Annotated in this window: 6 protein-coding genes and 1 CRISPR repeat array; of the genes, 4 read left to right on the forward strand and 2 right to left on the reverse strand. The window is 37.7% G+C overall.

The genetic code is table 11. From position 1 onward, the window contains the following. Positions 1 to 104 precede the first annotated feature (104 nt). Both nrdG and nrdD read right to left on the reverse strand, forming a co-directional pair. Complete coding sequence (nrdG, locus tag ACZ48L_RS11625; RefSeq protein ID WP_025792920.1) at positions 105 to 572, reverse strand: anaerobic ribonucleoside-triphosphate reductase activating protein; 468 nt, start codon at positions 570 to 572, stop codon at positions 105 to 107. A gap of 70 nt (positions 573 to 642) precedes the next feature. Further along, the gene (gene nrdD, locus ACZ48L_RS11630) at positions 643 to 2,805 is read right to left on the reverse strand and encodes an anaerobic ribonucleoside-triphosphate reductase (RefSeq protein WP_008822924.1); all 2,163 of its coding nucleotides are present in this window, start codon (positions 2,803 to 2,805) and stop codon (positions 643 to 645) included. Between the two features lie 905 nt (positions 2,806 to 3,710). Between nrdD and cas9 the strand changes: the two genes are divergently transcribed. The 4 genes from cas9 to ACZ48L_RS11650 all read left to right on the forward strand — a co-directional run bounded on the left by cas9 (position 3,711) and on the right by ACZ48L_RS11650 (position 13,140). Next, positions 3,711 to 7,853, forward strand: a complete 4,143-nt coding sequence (gene cas9, locus ACZ48L_RS11635) for a type II CRISPR RNA-guided endonuclease Cas9 (protein ID WP_025792922.1) — start codon at positions 3,711 to 3,713, stop codon at positions 7,851 to 7,853. Positions 7,854 to 7,865: 12 nt separating this feature from the next. Then, entirely contained in the window at positions 7,866 to 8,798 is a 933-nt protein-coding gene (gene cas1, locus ACZ48L_RS11640) for a type II CRISPR-associated endonuclease Cas1 (RefSeq protein ID WP_025792924.1), read from the forward strand. Positions 8,799 to 8,849: 51 nt separating this feature from the next. Beyond that, on the forward strand, positions 8,850 to 9,146 hold the full coding sequence (cas2, locus tag ACZ48L_RS11645; RefSeq protein WP_036868850.1) for a CRISPR-associated endonuclease Cas2: 297 nt from the start codon (positions 8,850 to 8,852) through the stop codon (positions 9,144 to 9,146). 109 nt (positions 9,147 to 9,255) lie between these two features. Next, positions 9,256 to 11,372: a CRISPR direct-repeat array (repeat unit 47 nt; unit sequence GTTGTGTCTGATAATGCAAAGATACTAATTTTAAAGCAAATCACAAC). A 415-nt stretch (positions 11,373 to 11,787) separates the two neighbouring features. Next, positions 11,788 to 13,140 carry an alanine/glycine:cation symporter family protein gene (locus tag ACZ48L_RS11650; RefSeq protein ID WP_025792279.1) on the forward strand — a complete coding sequence of 451 codons (1,353 nt, stop codon included), beginning with the start codon at positions 11,788 to 11,790 and terminating at the stop codon, positions 13,138 to 13,140. Positions 13,141 to 13,156: the final 16 nt, after the last annotated feature.

Here is a 13,156-nt window from a genome sequence, read left to right on the forward strand (position 1 = left end):
ACTGATTCTGTCCGATATCGGTGGATATTCAGTACGTAATAAACACAAAAACGGCGCAGTGCAGAGTTGCACTACGCCGTTTTTTCTGTTCTAAAAGAGACGCTTTACTTTCGCCAAAAGCGTGATGTTATGTCTTCAAACGTACCGTCTGCGCATCGCCGAAGCATCCGTTGATTGGTCCGAGGAGAGTTAAGTGCACCGAGATGCTTGAGGTATGGACCTATTTTTATGTAGTCGAAACGCTCCTGATGGATATGAGGTGATACGGCAGTACGCCCTGTGTACCATCCAATCTTCAGTCTGGGATGCTGCTTGCGGATATGTTCTGCTAACTCATCAACCCTCTCCGGGGCTATATCACCTCCCATAAAACCCACGCAAGTGATGGGATTTCCTGCTTCAGAGATGAGCTTGTCGAGTGTCTCAGTGGTCAGATCGTTGCCTTCATCCTTCCAAAGAAAACTGCTATGGCAGCCCGGACAGCGACAAGGACAGCCGGAAATGTTGATGGCAAGCGTCACTTCGTCAGGGAATTCCTGAAAGACTATGTCTGTGTTGATATAGTGTAGCATCTTAATTGGTGGCGGGTGACGGTGTTCGGGAGCCTTGTTCCTTCCTCTCCTGTCACCCGCTTGCTAATCATTATGCCTCCTGTTTGCACTCTTTCGTCTGTTTCCCAGCTTCGGAAGGAGCAGTAGTCTTTATCGTATACTTGTTCTGTCCGGCATAGAAACGACGGTGTGCCTCATCCTGACGTGGTGCTGAGAAGTTGCTAACACGCTTCATGTAGCCAATGACACGTGTGAGATAATCCACGTTTGTAGAGTGACAATGAGGACATTCGTGCAGATAACGCTTGTCGATATGCCCGCAATCGTTACATACAGTGTTAGGAATATTGAACGTAAAGTAGTTACATCCCTCCTGTGCTGCCGTACGTAAGAGCTGTCGATACTGTGCTTCTGACAGGTGTTCCTCAAGGTTCATGTGCAGTGCAGAGCCTCCTGTGAGGTGCTCGATATAGGGTGCACCATGCAATTTGAACTTGTCGAGAATGGTCAGAGAGTTGTCTTCTACACGATAGAAGTAGCTGTTGTAACAGTCACGTGGTACGAAATAGCCGTCCTCACGGTCCCATTTTGCGTGCTTCACACCGACGTTTTCGGCAGGAATCATCTCACAATTAAACATTGCTTCCTTGGTGCGGAAGGCCTTGTTGTGCTTCTCTATCAGTCCGAGAACACCCTGAACGAACTTCTTGTAATCCTCGTTTGGTGTGATATCGAGTCCCATGAACTCTGCAGACTCAACCAGTCCGTTGATTCCAATGGTGAGATATTGACGGTCAATGTTGATGTATCCCGCATCAAAGAGTGGCAACATGTGGTTGCGCAGCAGCTCTTTGAGGTTCTCATTGTATGCCATCTGCACCTTATGACACAGTACGATGACGTGCTCAAGGTATTCCTTATAGTCTAAATCATGGTTAACAGCGTACTGGATACAGCGGTTGAGGTTGATAGTCAGCACACTCTTTGAACCAGTTGACACACCTCCGGCACCTAAAGTATAGGAGAATCCGTTGTCTTGTATCTCATTACGGAGTCGGCAACATGAACTCAGAGAGTCGGCATTGTCGCTCATGTAAGTGAAGAAACTGTGTCCTTCAGCATACATCTTAGCTGCATAATCGCCCCATTCCTTGTCCTTGCACTCTCCGTTTTCAGCTAACAGCGCCATCGTTTCGACTGGGAAAGTGAGCACAGTCTTGAGTCTTTCCTGGTTAAACCACTTCATAAAACGCTTCTGAAGCCATGAGAGACTCTCCCAGTCTGGCTGTGATCCATCAGGGAAATAGAAGTTTCCGAAGAGTGATTCGAAGTAAGGACGGTCGTAATAAGAGATGTTCCAGAACACAGCCTGGTAGTTACGAGCACCTGTTGGTTGGTTAAGTGAATAGACAATCTGCTCGAAATCGTCCGTGATAACCTTATCTATTGTACGCTTTCTGAGGCTGAGGTCGACCACTTCATCAGCTCGTTTCCAGTAGTCTTTACCGTATTCTTTCTGTATGAAGTAGTTCATGTACATCAGGAACTCTGGTGTTGCACAGGCTCCGGCAAGCATGGATGATACCATGAAGACCATGTTGATAAACCCACCACAGAAGCTCTTGAGGTTGGTTGGGGCTGTAGAGTTACCGCCAATGGATGTTGTTCCACCAATGAGCCATGGGTACATGGTGATAGAAGCACAGTAGTTGGCAAGGTTCGTCTCGTCATTCTTATATATAAAATGGTGGGTGAGGAGGTTGATATATTCGTCAGCCAGTTCCTTACCATACATCTTTTTGATACGATCTACCAGCATTCGACGATTCAAACGGATGAAACCTTGCTTGGGAAGTTCGCCGATAAGCGTCGCGATATTCTTGTTTTCAACGTTCGCATTGGCGTCAAACTTAGAACCAGTTGCTGCATTCTGCGCTACACAATAGTCTGTGAGGAATTTTATTTTCTCAACTGTTTCGCGGTCTTCTGTGTGCTGTTGGCGATATACAATGAAGCTCTTTGCCACCTTATAGAAGCCCTCTTTCATCAAAGCTTCCTCAACTTGATTCTGTATATCCTCAACTTTTATGTCGTTATGTATGTTAAGGTCAGATAAAATCTTCGATACCATACCGAGGTCGGTAGGCTCATTGACACTCTCGAATGCTTTTAAGATAGCATTCATAATCTTGTCGAGGGAGAACTTTTCCTTCGAACCGTCACGCTTAGTGATTGTAAAGTTTTTGATTTCCATTGCTATATTTTCTATGTCTTTATTGTTGTTTTAAATTAAATAGCTCATAGCTCATAGTCTTGATGGTCTTTTGATGCCCTGATTTCAATGCTCAAACCACAAGGTTAGTCACGTTTTAGCTTGTGTGAAGTTATCCGTTTTGGGAAACTTTTTTCTGTTTTTAATCTTCAAAGTTGTCCATTTTGGAAAACTTTAGTGGTGCAAAGATAGATAAAAGGATTCACTTTCCCAAAGATAATCTGGTTAAAAAAGAACTAAATTTTCTGCTGTTTTTCATCGTATATTCTTATAATCTCCTATCCCATTGTCATTTATAAATGTCTGGTTTTAGTGCCACTTTATTTCCTGGTTTCATCCCCATTTCTTTCCGTTTTGTCTATGACAACCTTTGCCTTTGTCTTCTTTCCCGTTTATTTTCCCATAGCACTGTACCATTGTCTGTCATAGAAGGAACCTCCAGTACCTTATGTCTGGATTCAAATGTGCTTAACAGTCTTCTTCCGTTCAGGGCAAAATAACTTTTTTGTACAGCCCCTCTCTTCTGTACGTCTATATATATAATAAGGTGTAATGGGATAGAAAGAAAAGTAAAGTTACCTCTTTAAAGAAAGTTTTCCAGTTATGTATATGGCTATTTTTGATAGATTAGAAAGTTAAGTATTTGCTAGAAACTAGAAGGGTGATCGTCTATTCTTGAATATGTATACAATAAAAAAAGCCCCGTATGGTAGGACGAGGCAACCTAATGTTTTCACATCGGAATAATCCTTATTGTGAATTGCTTTAAATTAGTCTTTTGCAAAGATATATATTCCTATAATAATAAGCAAGTTTTTTAAATGATATTTTGAATTTGTTACTCCTTTTTTGTATCTTTACGCAAAATTTTAAATAATCAATTCAACATGAAGAAGATTCTGGGATTAGACTTAGGGACTACAAGCATTGGTTGGGCCTTAGTATATGAGAGTGAGAATACAGATGAAAAATCATCTATAGTTAGACTTGGTGTGAGGGTTAATCCTTTAAGTGTAGATGAAAAAGGCAACTTTGAAAAAGGCAAATCTATTACAACTAATGCTGATAGGCAGCAAACCCATGGTGCAAGGATAAACCTCCAGCGCTATAAATTACGTAGAGAAAATCTTAAAGATTGCCTACAGAAACAAGGTTGGATTGGAGCAGAGGCATTGTGCGAAGAGGGGAAAGCGTCAACTTTTGAAACCTATATGTTGCGTGCAAAAGCTGCAGAAGAAGAGATATCATTACATGAACTCTGTCGAGTTCTGTTTATGCTGAATAAGAAACGTGGCTATAAGAGTAATCGAAAGGCAAATAATAAAGAAGATGGAAAGCTTTTTGATGGAATGACTGTCGCCAAGAAACTCTATGAAGAGCACTTAACTCCTACAGAATATTCACTCAAATTACTTAGTAGTGGGAAGAAGTTTAAGCAAGAGTACTATCGTTCCGATCTAAAAGAAGAGTTCGATAGAATATGGAATGAGCAGCAGAAGTACTATCCTGAGATACTTACGGATGATTTTAAACAGCAGTTGCAAGGAAAATCAAAGGGAAATACAAGTAAGATTTTCCTTGGTAAATATGGTATTTACTCTGCAGATTTAAAAGGTCTGGATAGGAAGTTACAACCTTTGAAATGGAGGGTTGAAGCGTTGAAACAGCAGGTCAAAAAAGAGGTTTTATCTTTTGTTATTAGTGATTTGAATGGGCAAATAGCCAGTATAAGTGGACTACTTGGAGCTATTAGTGACAGAAGTAAAGAGCTCTACTTTAATAAACAGACAGTTGGTCAATACCTATGGACTTCTTTAAAAGAAAGTCCACATGTAAGTATTAAGAATAAACCTTTCTATCGTCAAGACTATTTAGATGAATTTGAAAAGATCTGGGAGACGCAAGCAATCTATCATAAGGAACTAACTCCTGAATTGAAGCAAGAAATCAGAGATATAATTATCTTTTATCAGCGACCATTGAAGAGTAAGAAGGGGCTGATTTCAGTGTGTGAGCTTGAACAGCGTAAGGTAAAAGTAACTATTGATGGGAAAGAAAAAGAAATATCTATCGGTCCGAAGGTTGCCCCTAAGTCTTCTCCAATGTTTCAAGAGTTTAGAATTTGGCAGAACCTAAATAATATACTACTTATAGACAAAGGAAATAATAGTAATCGTCCTCTGTACGAGGAAGAGAGAAATTTATTATATGAGGAACTAAGTGTTAAGGAGAAACTTAGTAAAGCTGAGGCTCTAAAAGTATTGAACAAGAATAGTAAACAATGGGATCTGAATTATAAAGAAATAGAAGGTAATCGTACCCAGGCTGTCCTCTATAACTGTTATAATCGAATTATTGAGATGACGGGACATGAAGAATGTAATTTCAAAAAACTAAAAGCCTCTGATATTCGCTATTATGTTAAGACGAGATTCAAGAATTTAGGTTTCAGTACAGATATACTAGACTTTGACTCATCACTACAAGGACATGAGTTGGAAAGACAACCTTCGTATCAGCTTTGGCATCTGTTGTATTCTTATGAAAGTGATAACTCTCGAACAGGTAATGATGCTTTATTAAGGAAGTTGGAGACAGCATTTAGCATTCCTAAAGAATATGCAGCAGTACTTTCTGATGTGGTCTTTGAGGACAGTTATGGGAATCTTAGTGTGAAGGCAATGCGTAATATCTTACCACATTTGCAAGCAGGATTAGATTATAGTCAAGCATGTGAAAAGGCAGGATATAAACATTCACGTCGCTCACTTACGAAGAATGAACTGGATAAAAAAGAATATAAGGAGAAGTTAGAATTATTACCCAAGAGTAGTTTACATAATCCTGTTGTTGAGAAGATACTCAATCAAATGATTAATGTGATCAATGCAGTTATTGATGAATATGGAAAGCCTGATGAGATAAGAATAGAATTAGCTCGTGAACTGAAGATTGGAGCTGCAGAGCGAGAGAATATGACACGAAGTATTAATCAAGGTAATGCAGAGAATAAACGTATTCGTGAAATACTCGAGAAGGAATTTGCACTTTCATATATCAGTAGGAATGACATCATAAAATATAAGTTATATGAAGAACTTAAATCGAATGGCTTTAAGACTTTATACTCTGACACGTATATATCAAAAGATAAACTCTTCTCAAAAGATTTTGATATTGAGCATATTATTCCGAAAGCTCGTTTGTTTGATGATTCACTTTCAAATAAGACAATCGAAGCACGTGATGTAAATATTGCAAAGAGTAATAAGACAGCTTTTGATTTTATTTTTGGGAAGTATGGTCAGCAAGGGATTGAGGCTTATAAGAAGAAACTCGATATTCTTTTGCAGGATGGTTCCATTAGTAAGGCAAAGTACAATAGATTATTAATGAAGGAAGCTGATATTCCATCGGGATTCATTGATCGTGACCTTCGAGATACCCAGTATATAGCGAAGAAAGCGTATGAAATATTGAGTGACTTAGTTAGGAATGTTACACCAACAACAGGCGCTGTGACTAGTCGTCTACGTGAAGACTGGCAGTTAGTTGATGTCATGAAAGAGCTTAACTTTGAGAAGTATCAAAAGTTAGGTTTAGCAGAAGTGATAGAAGATAGGGATGGTAGGAAGATAAAGCGTATAAAGGATTGGACCAAGCGTAATGACCATCGTCATCATGCGATGGATGCATTAACAATTGCTTTTACGAAACCAAGCTATATTCAATATCTGAACAATCTTAATGCACGAAGTGATAAGAGTAGTAGTATTTATGGCATAGAAAATAAAGAACTACATCGTGAAGATAATAAACTTCGCTTTAATGCTCCTTTGTCTATTAATGAATTTAGGGCAGAAGCTAGAAGACACCTTAAATCTATCTTAGTCTCTGTTAAGGCAAAGAATAAGGTAATGACACAGAATGTAAACGTGATAAAGACAAAACATGGAGTAATTAAAAAGGTACAACTTACGCCACGTGGAGAATTGCATAACGCTACATTTTATGGAACAAAGAAACGTTCAATAATAAAGATGATTAAAGTTGGAGCTGCATTAGATGAAGCAACAATTAAGAAAGTAAGTAGTTCCTTTATTCGTGAGGCGTTGCTGGATAGACTCCATGAGTATAATGGTGATGCAAAGAAGGCTTTTACAGGAAGAAATTCAATAGATAAGAACCCTATTTATATAGATGAAGAGCACAAAAAGACTGTTCCATCATTGGTTAAAACGATAGAGTGGGAGATGTATCACCCTACTCGAAAGATGATATCACCAGATCTTAAAATTGACAAAGTTATAGATAAAGGTATACGAGAAATCTTAAGAACTCGGTTAGCAAAATTTAATGGTGATGCCCAGAAGGCCTTTAGTAATTTAGATGAAAATCCTATTTATAAGGATGAAGCAAAGAAGATAACCTTGAAGCGAGTCAGCCTTGAAGGAGTTTCAAGTGTAATTCCGCTACACAAACTTAAGGATATGGGAGGAAAGCCAGTTGTTGGAAAGGATGGGAAGCCGGTATGGGGTGATTATGTTCAAACAAGTAACAATCATCATATTGCTTTTTACATGGATGAGAATGGTAACCTGCAAGATGATGTAGTAACCTTCTTTAAAGCTGCGAGGCGTAAATCACAAGGAGTACCCGTTATTGATAAGAACTATAATCACGATAAAGGTTGGCATTTCCTATTTACAATGAAGCAAAACGAATATTTTGTGTTCCCTAATGAAGCGACAGGGTTTATTCCTACCGAAGTGGATTTAATGGACGAAGCCAATTATGACATGATAAGTCCAAATCTATACAGAGTTCAAAAGATGTCAAAAACAAAACAAGGCATAACCGACAAGAGGGATTATTGGTTTAGACATCATTTAGAGACAGTACTTAATAACGATTTAAAAGTTAGGAACTCTATATTTAAACAAATAAATTCATTAAAGCCTTTAGAAGGTATTGTAAAGGTGCGCATCAATGCTATTGGCAAAATAGTGGCAATAGGAGAATACGATTAACATTCTGAATCTATGATAAAGAAAACATTATGTTTCAGTAATCCTGCATATTTGAGTTTGCAGAATGCGCAGCTGGTAATTCGTTTGCCAGAAGTAGAGACTTGCAATAATTTGTCTGATGGTTTTAAAAAGCAAACCGAGCGTACAATTCCAATAGAAGATATTGGAGTTGTACTGCTCGATAACAAAAGAATAACCATTACTTCTTCTGCATTAGAAGCTTTAATAGAGAATAACTGTGCAGTAATTACCTGCGATAGCAAGAATATGCCCATTGGACTTTTACTTCCTTTATGCAGTAATACCTTGCAAAGCGAACGTTTTCGCACGCAAATAGAAGCATCGTTACCACTTAAAAAACAATTATGGCAACAAACCATTAAGCAGAAAATATGCAATCAAGCCAAACTCTTAGAAAGATATACTAAGGTTAATACTGGTTGTATGTACGTTTGGGCTGATAAGGTTAGGAGTGGCGATCCTGATAATCTTGAGGCAAGAGCAGCCGCATATTATTGGAAAAATGTTTTTTCTGATATTCCTAATTTCATAAGAGGTCGTGAAGGGGAACCTCCTAATAATCTTTTAAATTATGGTTATGCTATATTACGGGCTATTGTAGCACGGTCTTTAGTTGCCAGCGGATTGCTTCCAACTTTAGGCATTCACCACCATAATAAGTATAATGCTTATTGTCTTGCCGATGATGTAATGGAACCTTATCGCCCTTACGTCGATGGATTAGTGTTAGATGTAATGGCTTCAATGAACGATTATAGCGAACTAACTAAAGAAATAAAGATGAAACTACTTGCTATTCCAGTGCTCGATACAACAATTGGAAACAAGAAAAGTCCATTGATGATAGCTACACAACAAACAACCTCTTCGCTTTACAAGTGCTTCAATGGCGAATTAAGAAGAATGGCTTATCCAGAATTATAATGCAAATGAGTGGAACAATATAGGTTTAGTCAATATAGAAGCATGTGGTTAATGGTGTTTTTTGATTTACCCACAGATACAAAGAAAGAACGAAAGGCTGCTACTCTCTTTCGTCAGAACCTATTAAAAGATGGGTTTACAATGTTTCAGTTCTCTATTTATATACGCCATTGTGGAAGTAAAGAAAATATGGAAGTGCATATAAAAAGAGTTTCCACCTTTATTCCAACGTACGGAAAAGTTGGAATAATGAGTATAACTGATAAACAGTTTGAAGAAATTAAACTTTTTTATGGCAAGAAACCGCATAAGCCAAATGCTCCTGGAGTTCAATTAGAGTTGTTTTAGAAATAAATAAAGTTCCACTTCTAACGGTGGAACTTTATTTATACTTGCATTTTTTCTTTTCTCAAAGTAGGTGTTACGGTGTTGATAACCAACTTCTTACGCTACTTCAGTTGTGTCTGATAATGCAAAGATACTAATTTTAAAGCAAATCACAACTTTCTTCGGATAATCTTAAAAAAGCAGTTAGTTGTGTCTGATAATGCAAAGATACTAATTTTAAAGCAAATCACAACTTGCTGAAGATATTAAGAATAAGCGCGTTGAGTTGTGTCTGATAATGCAAAGATACTAATTTTAAAGCAAATCACAACTTACCGTTGCAGGTATGCAAGCTGCTGGTGTTGTGTCTGATAATGCAAAGATACTAATTTTAAAGCAAATCACAACTATCCTCAATTAGGTTATTTTGACCGTATTGTTGTGTCTGATAATGCAAAGATACTAATTTTAAAGCAAATCACAACATGGTTCAGAGGTAAAAATACCTAATAGTGGTTGTGTCTGATAATGCAAAGATACTAATTTTAAAGCAAATCACAACTAGATAAGAGTTCTTCGAAAATGGTCTTCTGTTGTGTCTGATAATGCAAAGATACTAATTTTAAAGCAAATCACAACCAAGCTGCTGCTAATTTTGTTACTTCTGAGGTTGTGTCTGATAATGCAAAGATACTAATTTTAAAGCAAATCACAACACTCCTTGTTATACTTTGATTAATTCTATAGTTGTGTCTGATAATGCAAAGATACTAATTTTAAAGCAAATCACAACATGGTTCTGTAGTTAAGATACCCAATAGTGTTGTGTCTGATAATGCAAAGATACTAATTTTAAAGCAAATCACAACACGCATCATAAGCGGGAAAAATATCAGAAAGTTGTGTCTGATAATGCAAAGATACTAATTTTAAAGCAAATCACAACTATTAAGAGGAGGTTCTGGTTTTTCTCTTGGTTGTGTCTGATAATGCAAAGATACTAATTTTAAAGCAAATCACAACGTACCAATCTAACCCGATATTCAAGGGCGCGTTGTGTCTGATAATGCAAAGATACTAATTTTAAAGCAAATCACAACTAGCTGAGGACATTAAGAACAAAAAAATTGGTTGTGTCTGATAATGCAAAGATACTAATTTTAAAGCAAATCACAACATGCTCCCTCTTATATGTCAGAAGGTGTAGTTGTGTCTGATAATGCAAAGATACTAATTTTAAAGCAAATCACAACCTGGAATTTTCAAGAAATGAGACATCTTTGGTTGTGTCTGATAATGCAAAGATACTAATTTTAAAGCAAATCACAACCCGAAGTATGATGTGTATATTTTCATATTGTTGTGTCTGATAATGCAAAGATACTAATTTTAAAGCAAATCACAACGTATATTGACGAGAACAAAAAACTACACAGTTGTGTCTGATAATGCAAAGATACTAATTTTAAAGCAAATCACAACATGACCAATTTCAGCGCGCTCTTACTCATGGTTGTGTCTGATAATGCAAAGATACTAATTTTAAAGCAAATCACAACGTTGCCTTTTATTGTGTGTCCTATACCATGTTGTGTCTGATAATGCAAAGATACTAATTTTAAAGCAAATCACAACTTTCTTCCGATAACCTTAAAAAAGCAGTTAGTTGTGTCTGATAATGCAAAGATACTAATTTTAAAGCAAATCACAACTAGCTGAGGACATTAAGAACAAAAAAATTGGTTGTGTCTGATAATGCAAAGATACTAATTTTAAAGCAAATCACAACACTTCGCTGATTATGCTTCTCTTAGTATGGTTGTGTCTGATAATGCAAAGATACTAATTTTAAAGCAAATCACAACCTGGAATTTTCAAGAAATGAGACATCTTTGGTTGTGTCTGATAATGCAAAGATACTAATTTTAAAGCAAATCACAACCCGAAGTATGATGTGTATATTTTCATATTGTTGTGTCTGATAATGCAAAGATACTAATTTTAAAGCAAATCACAACACCTTTACCTTTCATTAACCAATCCATATGTTGTGTCTGATAATGCAAAGATACTAATTTTAAAGCAAATCACAACACAACGCTTAATTTTTAATCGGGCTACCACGTTGTGTCTGATAATGCAAAGATACTAATTTTAAAGCAAATCACAACCCTTTCCAAATCATAAGAAAGCATAGAGAGTTGTGTCTGATAATGCAAAGATACTAATTTTAAAGCAAAGCACAACAATTCATCCATGCTCTTTTATATGCGCTTAGTTGTTGTTGCTACCACAAAGGTATGATTCCTGGGGCAGATAAATAATGCTTAACCCCCTAATAGAGTTTTGTTTTAATTTGCTGTCACTTTTAACACTTCGTGTAATGGGCTTATTTTTAGGAGTTTGTATGCCCAAAAGCGGTGACGGGAGTGACAGCAAATTTGTTTTTTGTCCCTTATATTCATTTTATTTTTTCATTTTTGGCATGCTATTTTCCGCATGTATTTAACATTTTTATGGTAAAAAAAATGTGTTGATAGTTGTTTGCTAAAAGATAAAATACTATATTTGCGGCATAAATTTCTATTTACCGAGTTCGAAAATTACTATTTGAGCGGTTTAATACTGCCTATCTATTACTAATATCTAAATAATGTTGACGATGAGTCCATTAGACTATGTAAAGACTTTTAATGAGTTTCTGTGGAACAGTTTTCTCATGTATGCGCTTTTAGGAGTTGGTATTTTCTATACTGTCTACCTTGGTTTCCCACAAATTCGCCATTTGAATTTGGCGTTCAAGTATGCTTTTGGTCCCGTTTTTAAGAAGAGAAAGCCAGGTGAAAAGAAGGTAAACTCTTTCCAGGCATTGGCTACTGCCGTAGCAGCTCAGGTCGGTACGGGTAATATTGGTGGTGTTGCTACTGCCGTTGCCACTGGTGGTTTGGGTGCTATTTTCTGGATGTGGGTATCAGCTTTGTTGGGTATGAGTACTATCTTCTCCGAGGCTGTGCTTGCCCAGAAGTACAAGAAAGAGTTTCATGGTGAGACGGTTGGCGGTTCAGCTTACTATCTTTACTATGGTCTTGGCAGTAAGTGGCTGGCAGTTTTCTTCTCTGTTGCCATTGTCATAGCCCTTGGTTTCGTGGGTAATATGGTGCAAGCCAACTCTATTTCTATTGCTTTGACGAATGCTTTCCACATCCCATCTTATATAATAGGTATTATTCTGGCAGCTGTTGTGGCAGTTGTTGTCATTGGTGGACAGCGTCGAATCACTGCTATTGCAGAGCTTTTAGTACCTTTCATGGCTATCGTTTACATTGTCGGTTCACTGATTATCATCTATATGTTTGCTGATCAGTTGCCTTCAGTCATCCGTACCATCTTCCACGATGCCTTCTCTCTCCAGTCAGCAGCCGGTGGTGCAGCTGGTACAGTGATGAAGTATGCCATTCGTTATGGTGTTGCCCGTGGTTTGTTCTCTAATGAGGCAGGTATGGGTTCCACCCCACATGCACATGCTTTGGCTGATGTTAAGGATCCTTCAGAGCAGGGTTTCGTCGCCATGGCAGGTGTATTTGTTGACACAGTACTCATCTGTACCTCAACAGCTTTCGTCATCATGCTTACCGGTTCTTATCATAATACAGCATTGAAGTCGGTTGCTATTACGCAGCAAGGCTTCGAGATAGCTTTTGGTGAAGGTGGTATCATCTTCCTTGCCATCAGTCTTATCTTCTTTGCTTTCACCACGATTATCGGCTGGTATATGTTTGCTGAGATGAACATCAAGTTCATGTTTGGTAAGAAGGGAATCCTTGCTTATCGTGCATTGGTAGTAGGATTCGTCTTCTTGGGCTGTCTTTTCGCAGCTGATTTGGTATGGGAGTTAGCCGACACCTTCAATGGTTTGATGGTCATTCCTAACCTTATAGGTATCATCTTCCTTGCTCCACAGGTGAAGAAGATATACACTAACTTCTTAGCAAACCGTAAAAAGAAAAGTTCTTAAGGTTTTTAGCCATTAT

Source organism: Prevotella histicola (assembly GCF_055385135.1).

Bases quoted from the DNA above. Each gene is read 5' to 3' on its own strand.
- cas9 (WP_025792922.1), top strand. From the start codon at position 3,711: ATGAAGAAGATTCTGGGATTAGACTTAGGGACTACAAGCATTGGTTGG.
- cas1 (WP_025792924.1), top strand. From the start codon at position 7,866: ATGATAAAGAAAACATTATGTTTCAGTAATCCTGCATATTTGAGTTTG.
- nrdD (WP_008822924.1), bottom strand. From the start codon at position 2,805: ATGGAAATCAAAAACTTTACAATCACTAAGCGTGACGGTTCGAAGGAA.
- cas2 (WP_036868850.1), top strand. From the start codon at position 8,850: ATGGTGTTTTTTGATTTACCCACAGATACAAAGAAAGAACGAAAGGCT.
- ACZ48L_RS11650 (WP_025792279.1), top strand. From the start codon at position 11,788: ATGAGTCCATTAGACTATGTAAAGACTTTTAATGAGTTTCTGTGGAAC.
- nrdG (WP_025792920.1), bottom strand. From the start codon at position 572: ATGCTACACTATATCAACACAGACATAGTCTTTCAGGAATTCCCTGAC.